Origin of the sequence: Aeromonas sp. ZOR0001 (assembly GCF_000801015.1) — a bacterium.
GTDB classification, from domain to species: domain Bacteria; phylum Pseudomonadota; class Gammaproteobacteria; order Enterobacterales; family Aeromonadaceae; genus Aeromonas; species Aeromonas veronii.
On record NZ_JRJY01000070.1, the window covers coordinates 136,026 to 154,955 of the forward strand.

At 60.6% G+C, this 18,930-nt stretch carries 19 protein-coding genes; 12 read left to right on the forward strand and 7 right to left on the reverse strand.

Going from position 1 to position 18,930, the window contains the following annotated elements; all coding sequences use genetic code 11:
- From L972_RS20750 to L972_RS08850, 7 genes are all read left to right on the forward strand, one after another.
- A partial coding sequence (locus L972_RS20750) for an alpha/beta fold hydrolase (protein ID WP_047437721.1) occupies positions 1-1,750 on the forward strand: 1,750 nt, incomplete at its 5' end.
- Positions 1,747-2,616, forward strand: a complete 870-nt coding sequence (locus L972_RS08825; RefSeq protein ID WP_047437607.1) for a hypothetical protein — start codon at positions 1,747-1,749, stop codon at positions 2,614-2,616. The genes L972_RS20750 and L972_RS08825, both read left to right, overlap by 4 nt.
- A gap of 268 nt (positions 2,617-2,884) precedes the next feature.
- Positions 2,885-3,973: a pyruvate dehydrogenase (acetyl-transferring) E1 component subunit alpha gene (gene pdhA, locus L972_RS08830; protein ID WP_047437609.1), complete on the forward strand. Its 1,089-nt coding sequence runs from the start codon at positions 2,885-2,887 to the stop codon at positions 3,971-3,973.
- Positions 3,966-4,952, forward strand: a complete 987-nt coding sequence (locus L972_RS08835) for an alpha-ketoacid dehydrogenase subunit beta (RefSeq protein WP_040066143.1) — start codon at positions 3,966-3,968, stop codon at positions 4,950-4,952. Before pdhA ends, L972_RS08835 begins: the two co-directional genes overlap by 8 nt.
- Entirely contained in the window at positions 4,949-6,049 is a 1,101-nt protein-coding gene (locus L972_RS08840) for a dihydrolipoamide acetyltransferase family protein (RefSeq protein ID WP_047437610.1), read from the forward strand. Before L972_RS08835 ends, L972_RS08840 begins: the two co-directional genes overlap by 4 nt.
- 208 nt (positions 6,050-6,257) lie before the next feature.
- Positions 6,258-6,467, forward strand: coding sequence for a cold-shock protein (locus tag L972_RS08845; protein ID WP_005302803.1), 210 nt, complete (start codon positions 6,258-6,260; stop codon positions 6,465-6,467).
- 90 nt (positions 6,468-6,557) lie between these two features.
- Positions 6,558-6,863 (forward strand): hypothetical protein, encoded by a 306-nt coding sequence (locus L972_RS08850; protein ID WP_005359485.1) that lies wholly within the window; start codon positions 6,558-6,560, stop codon positions 6,861-6,863.
- Here the strand turns inward: L972_RS08850 and L972_RS08855 are convergent.
- Positions 6,850-7,098: a TIGR02647 family protein gene (locus L972_RS08855; RefSeq protein WP_005334209.1), complete on the reverse strand. Its 249-nt coding sequence runs from the start codon at positions 7,096-7,098 to the stop codon at positions 6,850-6,852. The two genes, L972_RS08850 and L972_RS08855, sit on opposite strands and share 14 nt — an antisense overlap.
- 245 nt (positions 7,099-7,343) lie before the next feature.
- Between L972_RS08855 and L972_RS08860 the strand changes: the two genes are divergently transcribed.
- On the forward strand, positions 7,344-7,892 hold the full coding sequence (locus L972_RS08860; RefSeq protein WP_047437615.1) for a hypothetical protein: 549 nt from the start codon (positions 7,344-7,346) through the stop codon (positions 7,890-7,892).
- Between the two features lie 159 nt (positions 7,893-8,051).
- Positions 8,052-8,444: a DUF2750 domain-containing protein gene (locus tag L972_RS08865; protein WP_005334204.1), complete on the forward strand. Its 393-nt coding sequence runs from the start codon at positions 8,052-8,054 to the stop codon at positions 8,442-8,444.
- Positions 8,445-8,538: 94 nt separating this feature from the next.
- Here the strand turns inward: L972_RS08865 and L972_RS08870 are convergent, their stop codons facing one another.
- From L972_RS08870 to L972_RS08885, 4 genes are all read right to left on the reverse strand, one after another.
- Positions 8,539-10,389: an extracellular solute-binding protein gene (locus L972_RS08870; protein ID WP_047437617.1), complete on the reverse strand. Its 1,851-nt coding sequence runs from the start codon at positions 10,387-10,389 to the stop codon at positions 8,539-8,541.
- A gap of 127 nt (positions 10,390-10,516) precedes the next feature.
- Complete coding sequence (locus L972_RS08875) at positions 10,517-11,263, reverse strand: DeoR/GlpR family DNA-binding transcription regulator (RefSeq protein WP_047437619.1); 747 nt, start codon at positions 11,261-11,263, stop codon at positions 10,517-10,519.
- 94 nt (positions 11,264-11,357) lie between these two features.
- Positions 11,358-13,790 carry a formate C-acetyltransferase/glycerol dehydratase family glycyl radical enzyme gene (locus tag L972_RS08880; RefSeq protein ID WP_047437621.1) on the reverse strand — a complete coding sequence of 811 codons (2,433 nt, stop codon included), beginning with the start codon at positions 13,788-13,790 and terminating at the stop codon, positions 11,358-11,360.
- Positions 13,791-13,794: 4 nt separating this feature from the next.
- Positions 13,795-14,691, reverse strand: coding sequence for a glycyl-radical enzyme activating protein (locus L972_RS08885; RefSeq protein WP_047437623.1), 897 nt, complete (start codon positions 14,689-14,691; stop codon positions 13,795-13,797).
- Between the two features lie 128 nt (positions 14,692-14,819).
- Between L972_RS08885 and fsa the strand changes: the two genes are divergently transcribed.
- Both fsa and L972_RS08895 read left to right on the forward strand, forming a co-directional pair.
- The gene (gene fsa / locus L972_RS08890) at positions 14,820-15,473 is read left to right on the forward strand and encodes a fructose-6-phosphate aldolase (protein ID WP_047437625.1); all 654 of its coding nucleotides are present in this window, start codon (positions 14,820-14,822) and stop codon (positions 15,471-15,473) included.
- A 132-nt stretch (positions 15,474-15,605) separates the two neighbouring features.
- Positions 15,606-15,785 carry a hypothetical protein gene (locus L972_RS08895; protein ID WP_047437627.1) on the forward strand — a complete coding sequence of 60 codons (180 nt, stop codon included), beginning with the start codon at positions 15,606-15,608 and terminating at the stop codon, positions 15,783-15,785.
- An 18-nt stretch (positions 15,786-15,803) separates the two neighbouring features.
- On the opposite strand, the gene L972_RS08900 is transcribed toward L972_RS08895, so the two are convergent.
- Positions 15,804-17,003, reverse strand: a complete 1,200-nt coding sequence (locus L972_RS08900) for an HD-GYP domain-containing protein (protein ID WP_047437629.1) — start codon at positions 17,001-17,003, stop codon at positions 15,804-15,806.
- 168 nt (positions 17,004-17,171) lie between these two features.
- Here L972_RS08900 and rsuA point away from each other — a divergent pair, with 168 nt between their 5' ends.
- Positions 17,172-17,864: a 16S rRNA pseudouridine(516) synthase RsuA gene (rsuA, locus tag L972_RS08905; protein WP_021231067.1), complete on the forward strand. Its 693-nt coding sequence runs from the start codon at positions 17,172-17,174 to the stop codon at positions 17,862-17,864.
- A gap of 19 nt (positions 17,865-17,883) precedes the next feature.
- Here rsuA and L972_RS08910 read toward each other — a convergent pair whose 3' ends face one another.
- On the reverse strand, positions 17,884-18,783 hold the full coding sequence (locus tag L972_RS08910; protein ID WP_047437632.1) for a DMT family transporter: 900 nt from the start codon (positions 18,781-18,783) through the stop codon (positions 17,884-17,886).
- Between the last annotated feature and the right edge of the window lie 147 nt (positions 18,784-18,930).

The window sequence follows — 18,930 nt, forward strand, 5'->3', positions numbered from 1 at the left end:
GCGCTGGTATGGGACATTCTCCGCCCCCCTGCATAACCTCTATGGCCCGACCGAGGCGGCGGTGGATGTCACCTGGTATCCCTGCCGGGCAGACGAGGCGGTGACCAGCGTGCCCATCGGCTATCCGGTCTGGAATACCTGCATCCACATTCTCGATCCCTGGTTGCAGCCGGTGCCGCCCGGTGTGGCGGGGGAGCTCTGGATCGGCGGCGTGCAGGTGGCAGAGGGCTACTTTGGCCAGCCCGAGCTTACCGCCGAGCGCTTTATTGCCAACCCCTTCGGGGCGGGGCGGCTCTATCGCAGCGGCGATCTGGCTGCCTGGCGCGAGGATGGCGCCATCGAGTATCTGGGGCGCCTCGATTTTCAGGTGAAGATCCGCGGTCAACGCATCGAACTGGAGGAGATCGAACAGGTGCTGCTGCGCCATCCCCGGGTGGCGCAGGCGGTGGTGCTGGCCCCCGAATTTGCCCCCGGCGATCGTCGTCTGGTGGCCTATGTGGTGGCCGCAGATAGCAGAGCGCTGACGCTGGCCGAGCTGGTACCCGCCCTTGGCGCTGCCTTGCCCGATTACATGGTGCCGGGGCTCCTGGTCACTCTGGCCGAGCTGCCACTCACCCCCAATGGCAAGCTGGATCGCAAGGGGCTGCCGCTGCCCGATATGGCGTCGGCGGTGGGTCAGTCTCTGCCGAAAACCCTGCTGGAGGAGCGGCTCTGTCGCCTCTTCGCCGAGATACTGGGGCTGGCGCGGGTCGGCGCCGACGATAACTTCTTTGCCCTCGGCGGCCACTCCCTGCTGGCGGCGCAACTGGTGGTGCGCATTGAAGAGTCGACCGGACAGGCGCTCACTTTGGCCAGTCTGTTCGAAGCACCGAGCCCTGCCCAGCTGGCGCGCCGTCTTGGCGGCGAGCGGGAGGCCATGCCCATGCTGTTGCCCCTGCGGGCGCATGGTGCGCAGTCTGGCACATCGTGCCCCACCCTCTTTTGCGTCCACCCCGCAGGGGGGCTCGGCTGGTGTTATGCGCCACTGGTGCCCCATCTGCCGACCGACATGGCGGTCTATGCCATGCAGGCGCGGGCGCTCTGTCAGCCGGATGCGCCGCTGCCCGCCAGTTTCGACGAGCTGGCACTTGACTATGTGACCGAGCTGCGTCGTCAGCAGAGCGAGGGGCCCTACTGGCTGCTCGGCTGGTCCCTCGGGGGCATGCTGGTGCACCGGATGGCCGCCATGTTGCAAGAGCAGGGACAGGAGGTGGCCATGGTGCTGCTGCTCGACGCCTACCCCTGCCTGCAGTGGCAGACCCAGCCGCTGCCCGACGAGCAGCGGATGCTCGATGCGCTGCTGCGAATGGGGGGGATTGCGGTTGCGGACGATGCGCTCGATTCCCTTACTCGTGACGAAGTGGTGGCCCGACTGGGGGCAGAGGGGAGTGCGCTGGCCATGCTCGATGAGCAGGTGGTGAGCGCCATGATCGAGCTGGTGGGCCACAACAACAGGCTGATCCGTGAGCCGGTCGACTACTGCTACCACGGGGAGGTGATCTTTATCGAGGCCTCAGCCTCCCGCCAGCCCTGGCTGGATGGACGTGGCTGGGAGCTGCTGACAAAAGGGGAGATCCGCTATGAGCGCTTCCCCTGTCTGCATCAGGAGATGGTGCATCCCGACTGGTTGGCGAAGATCGGCGCCCTTATTTGTGAGCGGGTCGATGGGGTCGGGCAACAACCGCACATCCGGCGGGAGGGGGACGCATGACCCCGGTTGCCGCCATCCGGGAAGCCTTGCAGGCGGGCAAGCTGGTGGGGCTGGGGGAGCCGCACTGGCACCCGGATTTTATCCGGCGCCAGCACGCCTGGTTGTGTGATCCGGCGCTCTGGGGAGTCATGACCGATCTGGTGCTGGAGTGCGGCAACCGCCGCCATCAGGGCTTGCTCGATGCCTGGCTGACGGGGCAGGAGAGCTGGCAGGGGGAGCCGCTGACGCTGGCACGGCTCTATCCGGTCTGGCTCGACTCTTGCGCCTTTCCTGCCTGGATGGCCCCCGAGTTTCCGGCTCTCTTTTCCGCTCTGCGCCAGAGCAATCTGGTGCGCCCTGAACATATGCGGCTGCGGGTGCATCTCTGCGAGCCCTCATTCGAGTGGCAGGAGATGAGCCCGGAGCGGTGGCAGCAACACAACAGGGGGCGGGATCAGGCGCTGGCCGACGATCTTCTTGCACTTCCCGCCCGCGGCGTGGTGGTGCTGGCGGGGGCGCGCCATCTGCTCAAAGCCGCAGGGGATCCCCATTTTGCGCAGCCGACGCTGGGCCAGTTGCTGGAGGTGGCACGGCCGGGCTGGCTGCATGTCCTTCACCCCTGGCCAATGGTTGCTGGGAAGGGAGATGAGAAAGAGGAGCGGGTGTGCGAGTTGGCCGATATCACAACTGCTGACCTCTATCCTCACTGGCCGGTGCATCCGCCGCTGGAGACCCTCATCGACAGGTTGGTGCGCGTGGCTGACCGGGGACGGGAGATACGAATTTGCCCGACCTTGCTGGCCGAGCCCTGGCGCAGCCACTTGCTAAGCCGCGTTCACTTGCTGCCAGTTGGCATGGCCCGCCAGCTGCAACACTGGCTGGCGTAACTGCTGGTTGGCGTAACCGCTGACTTGAGTAACAGAAGGGGGAGCAAGGCTCCCCTTTTTCACATTTTGCATCCTGCATTCAGCGCTGCAAAGTTGCACCATTTACGGCATACCTTGCCACTCATCGCCGAAAATTCAGCTCCTTCGCTACTTTAAAGAAGTTTCTACTGGTCTTACCTGAGTAAATCCTTTTGCTTTTTATTTAACAAGGTATTTACATCTAGGTGTCACCAGCATCGGTGACGCTCACAACGGCAAGGAGCCAGTTATGACCCATGTCGACATCCCTTTCCTTCGTTACCTCGATGCGGAAGGGTGCCCGGTCGCCACCTTACCGACCTGGCTGGACAAGGCGATACTGCACATCTTCTACCGCAATATGGTGATGGTGCGCAGCTATGACAAAAAAGCGATTGCGCTGCAACGAACCGGCAAACTCGGTACTTTTCCCTCCCATCTCGGCGCAGAAGCCGTGGGGATTGGCATTGGTCTGGCCATGCAGCCGCAGGATGTCTACGTTCCCTACTATCGGGACATGCCAACCCTCTATGTGCGGGGCGTACCGATGGAGAAGAACCTGCAATATTGGGGCGGTGACGAGCGGGGGAGTTATTTTCTCAAACCAGATGGGACTCCCTCTGAAGATCTCCCTATCTGCGTCCCCATCGCCACCCAGATCACCCACGCCTGCGGTATTGCCTCGGCCTTCAAACTGCGTAATCAACCGCGGGTTGCCGTAGTCACTATCGGCGACGGCGGCACCTCCAAGGGGGATTTTCTGGAGGGGCTGAACTGCGCCGGTGTCTGGCACCTGCCGATGGTCATCATCGTCAACAACAACCAGTGGGCCATCTCGGTGCCGCGCAAGCTGCAATCGAGCGCTCCTACGCTGGCCCAGAAGGGGATTGGCGCCGGGGTGCGCAGTCTGCAGGTGGATGGCAACGATGTGGTGGCGGTCTACGATGCTGCCCGCAGTGCCGTCGAACGGGCCCGCAGCGGCAAGGGGCCGACCCTGATAGAAGCGGTCAGTTATCGCCTCGGCGATCACACCACGGCCGACGATGCCACTCGCTATCGCGATGGGGCCGAGGTCGAGGCCGCTTGGGCGAAAGAGCCGGTCAAGCGGCTGCGCCAGTTTATGCATAGCAAAGGGTGGTGGGATGAAGAGCAGGAGCAGAGCCTGCTGGCGGAAGCCACCCGGGAGGTAGAGCAGGCGGTCGCCCGCTATGAGGCGATGGCGCCCCAGCCGCCGGAGGCGATGCTCGATTATCACTACGCCAGCCTGCCCGCCGAACTCTTGCCCCAGCGCGAGCGAGTGATTGCCAAGGGGATGAAGCAGGAGGTTGGCCATGAGTGAGATCAGTTTGCTGGAAGCGGTCAACATGGCCCTTCACTACGAGATGGAGCACGACCCGGATGTGGTGGTACTGGGCGAGGATGTGGGGGTCAACGGCGGGGTGTTTCGTGCCACGGTTGGCCTGCGCGACAAGTTCGGTTTCAAGCGGGTGATTGACACGCCGCTGGCCGAGGGATTGATCGCCGGAGTGGCGGTCGGTATGGCCACCCAGGGGCTCAAGCCGGTGGCGGAGTTCCAGTTTCAGGGCTTTATCTTCCCCGGGATGGAGCAGATCATCTGTCAGGCGGCGCGGATGCGAAACCGCACCCGTGGCCGTCTCTCCTGTCCCCTTGTCTATCGCTCCCCGTATGGCGCGGGCATTCATTCGCCTGAACATCACAGCGAGAGTGTCGAGGCGCTGTTTGCCCATATTCCGGGGCTACGGGTAGTGATCCCCTCCAGCCCGAGACGCGCCTATGGCCTGCTGCTCTCGGCCATCCGCGATCCGGATCCCGTGATGTTTTTCGAACCGGATCGCATCTATCGCTCGATGAAATCCGAGGTGGTGGATGACGGTGTCGGTCTGCCGCTGGATGTCTGCTTCACCCTGCGCCCGGGCCGGGATATCACGATAGTGGCCTGGGGGGCCTGCATTCAGGAGGTGATGCGGGCGGCGAACCTGCTGGCCGAGCAGGATATCCAGTGCGAGGTGCTGGATCTGGCCACCATCAAGCCGCTGGATATGGAGACCATCCTCACCTCGGTACGCAAGACCGGCCGCTTGCTGGTGGTGCACGAGGCGTGTGGCAGCTTCGGGGTCGGGGCCGAAATTGTGGCGCGGGTGACCGAGCAGGCACTTCCCAGCCTCAAGGCGCCACCCAAACGGTTGACCGGGGTGGATGCCGCCGTCCCCTACTATCGCAACGAAGCGTATTACCTCATCACCGAGCAGGATATCGCCGATGCCGCTCACCAGCTGATGGAGAACCAGTGGCTATGAAATTTTTCAAATTACCGGATTTGGGTGAAGGGTTGGCCGAAGCCGAGATCGTCGAGTGGAAGGTGAGTGCCGGTGATACCGTCGCGGTCGATCAGGTGCTCTTGTCGGTGGAAACGGCCAAGGCGCTGGTGGATGTACCCTCTCCGGTGGCCGGGGTGATTGCCCGTCTCTGCGGCGCCGAAGGGGATATCCTCCATATCGGTGCGCCGCTGGTGGAGTTCGAGGGGGGGAAGGATGATGGCACCGTGGTGGGCAAGGTGAGCGCCCATCAGCAACATATCGAGGATCACTTCGTGGTAGGAGCCATTGCCCCGGGCGGCGCGCTGGTGCAAGCCATGCCTGCCGTGCGCCTGCTGGCACAAAAACTGGGTCTGGATATCGACCGGATCAAGGGAAGTGGCAGCGGCGGCATGGTGACCGAGCTGGATGTGCAGCAGGCATTCGAGGCCCAGCAGAGCAGTGGCAACGAATTCCTCAAAGGGTCGCGGAGGGCCATGGCCAAGGCGATGGAGCTCTCTCATCAGACTGTGGTGCCGGTCAGCATCACCGACGAGGTGGATTTGCGTCACTGGCGCCCTGATGAGGATGTTACGGTGCGCCTTATCAAGGCCATTGGCGTGGCGTGCCGCGCCGAGCCCTCGATGAACGCCTGGTTTGATGGTGAAACCCTGTCACGGCGTCTGTTTAAAGAGGTCAATGTGGCCATCGCGGTGGATTCAAAGCATGGCCTCTATGTGCCGGTGATGGAGAACGTGGCCGAGCGGGAGGGGGCAGATATCCGGCAGGGGCTGGATCGGATGATCGCCGATGTGAAGGCGCGCGCCGTGCCGCGCGAGATGTTGCAGGGGGCGACCATTACGCTCACCAACTTCGGTGCCATCGCAGGCCGTTATGCCAGCCCCATCGTCACGCCGCCGCAGGTGGCCATCATAGGGGCAGGCAAATTGTTCGAAAAAGTGGTGTTCATCCATGGGGAAGCGCGTCCCGTCAGGGCATTGCCGCTGTCGATGACATTTGACCACAGAGCCTGTACTGGCGGGGAGGCGGCTCGTTTTCTCAGAGCGCTGGTCGAAGCGTTGGAAGCAGCCACCTTATAACGGTTTGTGCCCTGTCATTGGCAGGGTACAAATTTGTTTGCGTAATCTACAAAGCCACGTATAATCCAAACCAGCTTGAAAGGGCGATAGTTATGTCAATGAATACGATGTTTCACATCTTGTCCTGTTGTTCATAAGTTAATCCCGTTTTTTGAGCTTTACCCGCTGAAAAGCATAAGTAATTATTTTGAATACAGGTTTAAAAGATATGTCTAACATGATCACCGGTACCGTTAAGTTTTTCAACGAAACCAAAGGTTTTGGCTTCATCCAGCAAGAAAACGGCCCGGACGTTTTCGTTCACTTCAGCGCCATTCAAGGTAACGGTTTCCGTACCCTGGCTGAAGGTCAGCGCGTACAGTTCTCTGTGACCCAAGGTCAGAAAGGCCCGCAGGCTGAGAACGTAACCGCTCTGTAATTCTTACAGAATTTAAGAAAGCCGTGGTACCTCTGGTGCCACGGCTTTTTGTTTATCTGGCTTCTGCTACTGACTCCCATGTGCTGAATCATGCTGTTATCGCTCCTGCTTGCTGCCACCTTGACTCCGACGTCCGATGCGCCGGTACCGGTTCAATCCGCGATGGAAGCGCAGGTGATCTGCCAGCAATTTGTCCAGGTCCGGGTGGGCGCGGCGCTGCAGCCCGATGAGGTAAATGCGCGACTGGTACCTGAAAGGGAGGGGGAGTGGCTGGTGGATGGCAAAGTAAAAGGACCCGAAGGTCCTTTGCTGTTTGCCTGTCATCTTCACCAAGGGGAGCGCTGGGAGCTACTCAACTTTTCGCTCTGGGCACCACAGCCGGTCAAAGCGGTTTGAGTGCGACCAACAGATGTTGCAGGTGTTCAACCATGGTCATGCCAAACGGGGTGAGATAGCCGCCATCTTCTGCGCTGATGAGCCCCTGTTGATGCAGACGGGCTGCCGCCTGGCACAACTCTTCAGACATATCGCTGCGTAATTTAATCCCCAGGCTCATGTTGGCCGGATCAAAGCATGCCAGTATTTTCAAATCGTTCACGAATTCGTTAGAAACCTGGTCGATCCCAATCATGGATTTACTCCTTACGCTAAAGATGTATGCAAACTAGCATCCCCGGATCCACTTTAGTGGGCGCTGGCTCAAATTATTGATCTTTGGCTGGATGCTGCGTTTCAAATGCTGTTTTTTTCGGCGTAATCAGATGGTTGGCTGACAGCTTCGTCAAGGGCCGAGCCGGACCAAACGTGGTAGGATAGGGCACTTCTTTATATCGGACGGTCTATTGGTGGCTGTTCGCCCTGTTCAAGGTATCGCTCATGGTCAAGATCACTCTGGTATCCCTGCTGCATTCACTTTGTACCCGCTTTCCGGTTTACCCCGCTGCTTCGTTGACGTCCCTGCTGGATGCCCATCAGGGCGAGGTGTGGTTACCTGCACGGAAGGGGGCCGACATTGCACTGTTGCGCAAGCATGCCAATGGGGCTCATGAGCTGGCGTCACTCGATGCGGGCTGGTGTGATTTTGCCGCCAGCGACAGCGGTGATACACCCGAGCTGGATGCACTGGCCAACTACGACAGCGAGATGATGGATAACCTGCTGATGTACTGGCACACCGCCGCCAAGATCAACAGCCCGATCACCGATAACCTGTTCGAGCTGCGTCGCGAAGTGGTGGATGAAGCCCACGGTGCCAAACTCGCTGCTGCCTGGGAGCAGCAACAACAGCTGCGTTTTGAGCAGCTGATGGCGATGGCGGCCAATGGCCGGGATCTGCTCTGCTTTGTCGAGGTGGAGTCCGCCTACTGGCTGCGGCAAAAGCTGAGCGAGCAGCCTAATGTGGAGCTGATCACCCCTGCGTTGTAAAAGGGGCAATATGATGGCTGGCGGTCTCGTTATCGAGGAGGCTGCTCTATCCTTATTTGCGTCATTGTCCTCCCCATCTGGTGCCAAGGGGCTGCAAGCTGGACAAGCTGACGACAAGATGTGAACATGGCGCCCTTTATCGAGAGAGAGACTTGGCCAATGAGCTATGAACTGAGCGACACCGAGCGCAATGCCGCGCTGCAACTGAATGCTGATTACCGTTACGATCACTTCATCAGCAAGCTGGTCGAGCATGAAGAACTGTTCGTCCTGACTGACGAGCATGGCGTCATGATGCTGACCACAGATGATGAAGATTGCATCCCGGTATGGCCGCACCCCGAGTACGCCAAGGCGTGGGCCGAAGGTGAGTGGGCCGATTGCAAGCCGCAGTCCATCACCCTGAAGGTGTGGCTGGAGCGCTGGGTTGACGGTATGGAGCAGGACGAGCTGTGTGTTGCCGTGTTCCCGACCCCGGATCAGGAAGGCATCGTACTGGAGCCGGCTGACGTGGCTGACGCCATTGCCGAGAAGCAGGCCAAACGCGGCTGATCACCGCTCGATTCGTAACACCGGTTGCCAATAAAGACCCCGCTATCTGGCGGGGTCTTTGTTTTAGGTCTGTTTGCCAAATGAGTTGTCGCTATCAGGGCTGGCGATAGGTGGTGTCGATGATGGGCTCGGCCGGGAAGGTCTTGCCGCTCTTGATGGCTGCCCTGGTCTCGGATTTTAGCTCTTCATTAATCCATAGCAGACCGCCATAGCTGTAACCGCTGTTGTCGCCACCGAGGGGCCAGTAGAGCTGCTCGCTCTTGGGCGTTGCAGGTACTTTTGGCAGTTTGATCCAGCGCCAGGCGCCTTCCCGGGTGTAGGGCACCTGATAGGCAGGGACGAAGCTAGCCAGCTCATAGAGCCGCTGCTGGATTTGCCGTGACAGGGCCGCCTTTTTGGCAAAGTCGAACTCCTTGTCATACTGCTCCACCAAGGCTGTGATGGCGTCATCATCGATGTTCATGATGTTGTTGGTCTGGGGCTTGTTGGCGTTGACCTTGTGGAAGAACTCCCAATAGGCGGGATAGCGGCTACCCGCCCAGGCCATCCAGGCGCTCTGGTGCTTTTTCTCCAGCATCGATTTGAAACCGGCCGAGGCATCCATCAGGTTGAGCTCCAGATTAAGCCCCGCCTTCTTGGCCTCTTCCCGTAGCAAGGTGAGCCGCTGGGCGTGCTCTGCGGTGGTGTAGGTGATGGCGAGGGTCAGTAACTGTCCCTTGTCGTTTTGCAAAATCCCCTGCGGCCCCACTTTGTTAAAGCCTGCCTTGGCAAAGTACTCCCGTGCCAATTTGGGATCGAACGGGCGGGCCTTGATCTCGCTGTTGGTAAACTCCCCCTGACCGGAGCCATAACTGTTGAGTCGCTGGTAATCCCCCCGCAGCAGGGTGGTGAGCATCTTGTCGAGGTTGAGTGCATGCTGGATCCCGAGCCGCACATCGAGATTATTCAGCTGCGGATCGGCGGTGTTGAGATAGAGCCCCATCGGCGATTGCGGAGTCTGGTTGTAGAACCAGGTGCGCGCGATATACCCCTTCTCGAACTCGGCGGTGTTGGTCTTGTCGTGCCACCAGTTGGGCATCACCAGCGGGAAGGTGTCGAGATCGCCGCGCAGGAAGTGCTGCCAGGCGATGTTCAGATCCCTGAGCACCTTGATCTCGATCCGCGCAGGATTGAAGCGATGCTGGAAGTAGCGCTCGTCATCCCCCCACCAGTGTTCAATCCGCTTGAAGGTAACCGATTTACCCTTTTTCACCTGATCGAGCTGATAGGGGCCGGTGACTGGCAACACCTTCCAGTTGTACTCCTTGACCCAGTTGGCGGTGAGCTTGATGGCGTGGCTCGGCTCCGGGCTGATGGGCAGTGACTCGAGCAGATCCTGGCGGCTCTTTTCGGTGCCGCTGGTGATGGCCAGGGTGTGATCATCAAACTTGGTGATATCGGCTATCTGGGTGCTGTAGTAGTTGTTGTACCAAGGGTCGTTGATCTCTTTGCTGCGCATCATCTTGAGGGTAAAGAGCCAGTCATCGGCGGTGACCGGCTGGCCGTCTGACCAGCGCGCCTTGGGATTGATGCGAAAATAGAGGGTCTTGTTGTCGGCGCCGAAGGCCCACTCGTTTGCCAGCATCGGCATGGGGTTGCCGGTGACGGGATGAGTGCTCAGCAGTGGCAGGTTGGTTTCCCGCACGTAACCGGCAAAGCCGCCGTTGGAGTCGGGGCCATATTTGCGCAGGGTCAGGGGGAAGCTGGTCATAAAGGTGCGAAAGGTGCCGCCGCGTTTGGCGGCCGGATCGGCATAGAGAGGATCCTGGTTGTTGCTCTCCCACTTCAAGTCGGCGGGCAGCGTGGCACTCCAGCCAAACGGGCTCCAGCACAGGGTCAGGGTGATGGCGGTGGCGCGAATGATAGGGGAGAGTCGGCGCTCCCCGGCGGTGATGGTCGATGGCATGTCCTTGCTCTCCTGAAGTCTGCTTCCTGCAGATCACACACTGGTGATGTCAGTCCCGATGGGGACTGGCTCATCATGGAAATTTTATCCTGTCAGGTCAATGAAATAGCGTGAATTAGCGGGCGGCCTAGGCCGCAACGCAGTGCAGGGTGATCCCCTTGGCCGCGATGGCTGCCCGCATGGGGGCGGGCAGGGCATCGTCGGTAACCAGCACGTTGATCTGGCCCGGCGCGCCAAGCTGGCTCGGGTGGATGGCGCCAAACTTGCTGCTGTCGGTGATCACCACATTGGTCATCCCCTTGGCAAGCACGCTGTTGACCACATCGGCCCGCATCATGTCGCGGCCGGTAAACCCCATCTCGGGATGAAAGCCATCCACCCCGATGAAGGCCTTGGAGAAGTGCACCTGCTCGATGCAGAGGCGAGTGAGCGGCCCCACCACGCTCTCGCTCTGATGCTGGAACAGCCCGCCGAGCAGCACCACCTGAGCCGGGGTGTCTTTGAGCAGATGAGCGATATAGCTGCTGATGGTGATGATGGTGACCCGCTTGTGCAGGGCCAGATGGCGGGCCAGCAGGGCGTTGGCGCTGCCCCCCTCGATAAAGACCGTCTCGCCATCTTCCACCAGCTGGGCAGCCCGCTCGGCGAGGCGCTCCTTGAGCAGGTAGTTGATGTTCATCCGGGCATCCGGGTCATCGGTCTCCAGCGCCATGGCCGAGCCGTGTACCCGTCTGAGCAGTCCCTGCTTCTCCAGCGCGGTGAGGTCGTTGCGCACCGTCACCTCAGACACGCCGGTATGTCGGGAGAGTTCACTCACGCTCATCTTGCGAGCCTGATGGACCAGAGTGAGGATCAGTTGGTGGCGTGGATTCATGGTGCGCTCACATGCAAGGTGGTGGATAGCGGCAAGCCACCCGTGGGGTGGCTTGCCAATCATATGACGTCACTGGCGCCATGGGTGCGCCCCGTCAGAGACTGTGCTCGGTGCGGGCGATGATATCATCTTGCGCATCCGGGGATAAGGCGGTGAAGAAGGCCGAATAGCCCGCCACCCGCACCACCAGATCCCGGTACTGATCCGGATTGGCCTTGGCCGCCAGCAGGGTCTCGCGCGAGACGATGTTGTACTGCACATGCCACCCCTTGTGCACTTCGAAGAAGGTGCGCAGCAGGCTCATCAGCTTGGCCTTGTCCCGCTCGTTCTCAAGGCTCGCCGGACTCAGCTTCTGGTTTAGCAGCACCCCGCCGAGAATGGCTGCCGTGGGCAGCTTGCCGATGGAGTTGAATACCGCCGTCGGGCCGAGACGATCCGAACCTGACGACGGGCTGGCCCCTTCCGCCAGCGGCGTGCGGGCGTGGCGCCCATCCGGGGTGGCCATGGTGGCAGCACCGAACGGCACGTTGGCGGAGATGGAGGAGGTGCCCGCATAGTAGGTGCCACCGATGGGGCCGCGTCCGAAGCGGGTGTTGTGCAGTCCCTTGAGCTCGTCGATGTAGCTCTGGTAGGCCTGCACCAGCAGCAGGTCTACCTCGTCCAGATCGTTGCCATATTTGGGGGCGGCGTTGGTGAGGCGCTGGCGCAACTGCTCGCCCTGGAGCCCTGCAAAGTCTTGCTCCAGGGCGGCAGCCAGCTCGTGCTGCTCCACCACGCCCTGCTCGAACACCATTTTCTTTAGGGCAGCCAGGCTGTTACCAAGGTTGGCGATCCCCACCTGCAGACCGGAGACCCAGTCATAGACGGCGCCCCCCTCCTTGATGGTCTTGCCGCGTTCGATGCAGTCATCCACCAACGTGCTGCAGAGGATGTCATGGGCTTGAGCCTCCAGCACGCTGTCGACCACGCAGTCGATCTCGATGGATTTGCGGGTGAAGTAGCGCACCTGCTCATCCCAGCGGGCCATCACCTCGTCAAAGTTGCCAAAACTCCCGTCTCGCAGCGACTGGGATTGGGGCAGGAATACCTTGCCTGTGGTGGCATCGCGGCCACCATCGAGGGAGGCCAGCAGGATGCGGGCGAAGTTGATAAAGCTCATGCCGGTGCAGCGGTAGCCCCACTTGCCGGGCACCGCGGTCTCAATGCAACCGATGGCGGCGTAGTGGTGGGCATCCTCCACGCTCACCCCGAGCTTGATGAACTCGGGGATCACCACCTCGTCGTTGTTGAAGGCGGGCATGCCAAAGCCGCAGCGGATCACCTGAATGCAGGCGTCGAGGAAATCCTCGCTCATCCCGGCGTGGTAGCGCACCGAGAGGTTGGGCTGGGTGGATCGCAGCTGGCCGCAGGACTCCAGAATCGCGTAGGAGAGGCCATTGACCGCGTCATGGGCCTTGCCATCCCGCCAGTTCTGGCCGCCGATGGTGACGTTTTGATAGAGCGGGCTGCCGGCGGAGGCCTTGGAGTGGGTGCCGGAGCGGATCTTGTTCACCTCCAGCAACTTGAGCCAGCACCCTTGCAGCAGCTCGATGGCGCGTGTCCGAGGCAGGGATTCTGACAGCTCCACCTCGCGGCGATACCAGGGGTAGAGGTATTGATCCATCCGGCCAAACGACACCGAATGGCCGTTGGATTCGATCTGCAGGATGAGCTGGATAAAGTAGCAGAGCTGCAGCGCCTGCCAGAAGGTCTCGGGGGGCTGGTGGGCGATGTGGGCGCAGTTGAGTGATATGGTCTCAAGCTCGCTTCGGCGCTCGGGGCGAGATTCTTGTGCTGCCATATCATGGGCAAGTGCGGCGTAGCGCGAGATGTGAGCGCTGACCGCATCCAGAGTGATGGCGACGGCGTGCAGGAACTGCTCGCGCTGCAGATCGGCCCAATCCGCCAAATCCAGCCGACTGCGGCGCTCGGCCACCTTGGCCTTGAAGCCATCGAGCCCCAGCGTGAGCAGCTCCTCATAGTTGACCGCGAGGTGGGCATCCCCCGAGGTCATGTTGCCCTCGGCCTTGATGATGCCGCTCTCCAGCAGCGCTTTCTGTTCGTCGGTAAAGAGGCCGAAGCAGCGATCCTGCACCGTCTGGCCGCGCCAGAAGGGGGTGAGGGCGTGGATGATCTCTTTGTCGGTTTCGCTGACCGCAAAGCCGGCGCCGGGGCGGTCAGCCAGCTCGTCGATCTCCTTCTCAATCCAGCTCACCGTGTATTCGGGAAAGAGCGGCGCCGCCCGTACCTGACTGGCCTGATTGCCGACGATCAGCTCGTCGTGCTTGATCCAGATGGTGCGCGCCTTGAGGTGATGAGCCAGTGCAAGAGCGCGGCGCACCGGCAGCGGCCGGGCGAGATGAGCCTGATAGGCCTCGGTGTAGTGGCGGGCACGCTCGGTGCAGACCGGTGGCTGAACGATGTGGATCAGGCTCTCTTTGTGGGCGCGGATCCGCGGGCTCAGGGTATTGAGGTCGAGCTGGGTCATGATCTTATCCTCTGGTCACAGGGGTCAGCCCCTGACGTTGGGCGTATGCGTGGGCAAAGTGGAGTAAATCGGGATCGTCGAGCGGTGTCTCCGGCGCCTGATATGGCAGATCCAGCAGGGCATATTTGCCCACGCCTAAGGTGTGGTAGGGGAGGAAGTGGATCTCCTGCACCGTGCCGAGGCTGGCTGCGGTGTCGGTGATGGCTTCGATCGATGCGTGGTCGGCATTGAAGCCGGGAATGAGCGGCACCCGGATCTGCATCGGCACGCTGCGCTCGGCGAGGCGCTTGAGGTTCGCGATGGGCAGCTCCACCTTGCCGCGGGTCCAGTGGAAGAATCGTTCTTTATCCACGTGTTTGAGATCTGCCAGCACCAGATCCAGTGAGGGGAGGCTTGGCTCAATCTGGTGCCAGGGCACATGCAGGCAGCTCTCGACCGCCGTGTGCAGCCCTTCTGCCTTGCAGCGGGCCAGCAAAGCGGCGGCAAAGTCGGGCTGCATAAACGGTTCACCACCGGAGAGGGTGACGCCACCGCCGCTGCGCTCGAAGAAGGAGCGATCCCGCAAGATGGTGTCCATCAGGGTATCCAGGGTTTCATCGCGGCCGCACACCTGCAGCGCTTCGCTTGGGCAGAGGCCGCGCAGCCGTTCCATATCGTTGGCCTTGAGGGCAGAGCGACTGAGCTGGATGCCCTTGCTGTCACGCAAGATTGCCGGACAGGCATCGCTGCAGAGCTGGCATCCCTCGATGCATTGGCGCCGGTCGAGTAGTATGTCTGGTTTGGGAGAGCGGCTTTCCGGGTTTTGACACCACAGACAGGCCAGCGAGCACCCCTTGAGAAACACCAGGGTGCGAATGCCGGGGCCGTCGTGAGTTGAATATCGTTGCAGGTCGAAAATCATACCGCCTCCTTTTGTTTTTTCATTCTATTTGCTTTCATTCGAAAGTTGATTTGATTTCAATCAAGTATTTCGAAGATGTTTTATCGCTAGAATGGCGACATATTGAACATCCCGTTAAGGAGTTAGAGATGGAGCTGTATCTCGATACCGCCGATGTGGCGGCAGTGCGTCGCTGGTCACGGATCCTGCCGTTGGCCGGTGTCACCACCAATCCTTCCATTACTGCTGCCGGGGGATTGCCGCTCTGTGAGCTGCTGCCCGCCCTGCGCGACGTACTGGGGCCCAAGGCGCGCCTGTTTGCCCAGGTGATGGCCAAAACCGAAACCGATATGGTGCGCGAGGCATTCGCCCTGCGTGAGCTGGATCCGGATCTGGTGATCAAAATCCCGGTATGCGCAGAGGGGCTGGCGGCCATCAAGAGCCTGACCGCCAACGGTGTGCCGACTCTGGGCACCGCTGTCTATACCCCGCTGCAGGGCTGGCTGGCGGCGGTGGCGGGGGCGGAATATGTCGCGCCCTACGTTAACCGGCTGGATGCCCAGGGGGGCGATGGCATTGCCACCGTGCAGGAGCTGCAACAGCTGCTTGCGCTGCACGCACCGAACAGCAAGGTGCTGGCGGCGTCATTCCGCACTCCCCGTCAGGCGCTCGACTGCCTGCTGGCGGGTTGCCAATCCATCACCTTGCCGCTCGATGTGGCGGAGCAGTTGCTGAACGTACCGGCAGTGGATGCTGCGCTGGTGAAGTTCGATCAGGATTGGCAGCGCGCCTTCGGTCGCTGATCCCGGTGACAAGCTGATTGCCGTAATTGAGAGGGGGAGGGTGAAGAAGCGCGGGTGATGGGGATTGACCGACTAGACTGGAAAGAGGTGGCCACGTTCGCGGGCCGCCCTGCAGTCTACCGGAGGTATCCCATGAGCGACCATCTGCTACTCCCCCATGGTGAAGATTTGCGTCGTGCGGTGCTTTGGCTCAGCGAGCATCACCAGCACGATATCGCGGCTATTGAAGAGGCCAGCCTGCGTTTTGATCTCTCGCCGCTGGATGAGGAGTTTCTGATCCAGCACTGGCTCGACAGCCAGCGCCAATCATGAATATCTGAGGTGAGAGGTTTAGAAGAAGTTGGCGAGGTTGATGCCGAACTCTTTGGGGTCGACCGTGTTTTCGATGCTCTCCTGCACCCCTGACTTGGCCAGATCCAGCCACTGTACCTCGAGGTAGTGACGCTGGATGGCGTGATAGATCACCTTGACCACTGGCTTGAGCGGCTGCTGCTCGTTGCGCTGCATCACGATAGCCAGGCGCTGGTTTGAGAGCTGTACCAGAGTGCCCACCGGATAGACTCCCATGCACTTGATGAACTTGGTGACCAGTTCGGCATCAAAGTGCTGATTGATCCCCTTGAGCAGAATGCGGAAGGCCTGGGTCGGCTGCATACCTGCTTTGTAGACCCGATCCGCGGTGATGGCATCATAGACATCGACGATGCCGCTCATCCGGGTATAGAGAGAGAGCTGCTCCCCCTTGAGTCGCTGCGGGTAGCCGGAGCCATCGAGCCGCTCGTGGTGGTTGGCGGCCACCTCCAGCATGGTGGGGGTAATGCCAGGGGTATTGCTGAGGATCTCGTAACTGTGCACCACATGCTGACGCATGATGGCGAACTCCTCATCGGTCAGCTTGCCCGGTTTGTGGAGCACCTCGTCCGGGGTCATGATCTTGCCCACGTCGTGCAGCAGGCCACCCAGGGTCAGCTCCTTGAGTACGCTGCGTTCCAGTCCCAGATAGCGGCCGAAGTTGGCCAGCAGAATGGCCACGTTCATGGAGTGCTCCATCAGGTAGGCATCCTTGGCGCGAATACGGGCCAGACAGAGCATGGCATCGCCGTGGGTGAACATGGTGTCCACCATCTCTTCGGCGACTTCGGCCAGCGGAGTGATGTCGATGGGCTCACCCGCTTTGAGGTGGCGAATGAACTTGCCTTGCAGCTCGCGCGCTTCCTGATAGAGGCGGCGGATTTTAAGCTCCCGCCCTTCACCGTTGGCACTGGCCCGGCGTCCCACCTGGGCACTGTTGGCATTGAGATCGGGGGAGGTAACGGCGTCACTTTCGGCACTGCCCAGCTTGCTGCGGGCCAGATCGATGCGTACCGTGAGCACCCCCTGACGCACCAGATTGGCAATTTGCGCCACGCTAGTCACCAAGCCCATCTGGGCGATCTCCATCCCACCTGTCTGGCTGGCGATAGCAATGACATACATGCCGGGTTTTAGCTGGTTGACGGGAATGACGGGATAGGATGCTTGAGACTTCATGAAGGCTTCCTGACTCTTATTATTATGAGTATCGTTCGGATGGGTCACACCGGAGAAGTGTAACATCGGATGACCAGTTCGTCATAATTGGCAACCCCTTAACAGTGGCGTTGTCGCCCCCGCCCGATATAATGACGCCCCTTTACTTGTTGGACTCCGAGGTTGTGAATGCGGCTTGATAAATTTCTGTGCGATTGTTCCGATTTGACCCGCTCGCTGGCAGGCAAACTGATCCGTCAGGGCGAGGTCATGGTGGATGGCATTGTGGTCAAGCAGCCCGCTTTTCATATCAATGAGCAGAGCCAGATCGAGTTTGACGGCGTGCTGCTGACGCTGGAGCAGCGCAACCGCTATTTCATGCTGCACAAGCCGGAAGGTTACGTCTGCTCCAACGAGGATCCGGATCACCCGACCGTCTTCTTCCTGATGGATGAACCGGCGATGGGCAAGCTGCATGTAGTGGGGCGCCTCGACCTCGATACCACGGGTCTGGTGCTGGTGACCGACGATGGTCAATGGTCCCACCGCATCACCTCGCCGCGCCACGAGTGTGCCAAGACCTATCACGTCTGGCTGGCCGATCCGGTGAGCCCGGATGCGATCGCGCTGTTCGCCGAAGGGGTCTACCTGCGTAACGAGACCGATAAAACCCGTCCTGCCCAGCTGGAAATTCTCGGCGAGTGCGAGGCCCGACTGACCATCCACGAAGGCAAGTACCATCAGGTCAAGCGGATGTTTGCCTCCATCGGCAACAAGGTCGTTGGCTTGCATCGCGAGCGGGTGGGCGGTCTGACGCTGGATGAAGAGTTGGCACCCGGTGAATATCGTGAGCTGACCGCTGAGGAGATTGCCCTGTTCTGATCTGGGATGGTGCCGGGTGTCAGTGAGTGCTGAAACCCAGCACCAGCGCCGTGCCCAGGGTGGCAATCAGTGCCCCCGCCCAGGCGGCAACGGATGGCCGCTCCCCCGAGTGCCACCACAACAGCGGCAGCAGCAGTACCGGCGTGGTGGAGGAGAGAATGGCCACCATGCCCACCTCGCCCTGCCGCAGCGCCATCAGGATCAGCGTCATCCCCAGCCCCATCGCCAGAAAGCCGTTGGTGGCAATCATGGCGAGGATATGGCGATTGACCGGTTTGAGCGGCATAGCCAGCGGCAAGCGCCCCAGCCGAAGGACGCAGTGGGCCAGCAGGGCACTGCCCATCCGGATACCCGATGCACTCACCGCATCCACCTCACCACTCATCATCACCGGCTTGGCGATGATGGCTCCCACGCTCTGACACAGTGCCGCCGTCAGGCCAAGGCCAATTCCCAGCGCCAGATTGCCACGGACCTGCTCCCACTCGTTGCTGCTACTGCGTCTGCCAAACAGGATCGCCAGCATCACGCCGGCAAAGACCAGCATGGCCCCCAGCAGTCGCCAGCCAGTCAACTGTTCATTAAAGAGCCACAGCCCAAGCAGGGCGGAAAACAGCGCATGGCAGGAGAAGAGCAGGGCACTGCGTCTTGGTCCCAGCCGATTCATGCAGGCAAACAGCGCGGTATCGCCCACGAAGATGCCGACCAGCCCCGAGATGGCGAGCAGGGGCAGGGCGCTTGCGGTGAGGGTTTGCCAGCCACCGGTGAGCAGACTCATGGTGCCGAGCATCAGGCTGACCAGAAACATGCGCCAGCGGCTGTAGGCAAATGCGCCGAGATGACGGGCCGGTTTGACCGAAATTAGCGCTGCAATTGCCCATAAACTGGCCGACGCGAGGGCCAGCCACTCATAACCCATAAAAACTCCTGAAAAAATTAACCCGAAAGACTCCATCTCCCGGGCAAGCCCGATACAATACGGGGCGTTTTCGGGGATAACAAGAGCGGCATCAGGCATTCATCAGGCGCGCCGTCGGCCTTCCCCTCCTGCAGTGGTTTTATTCGA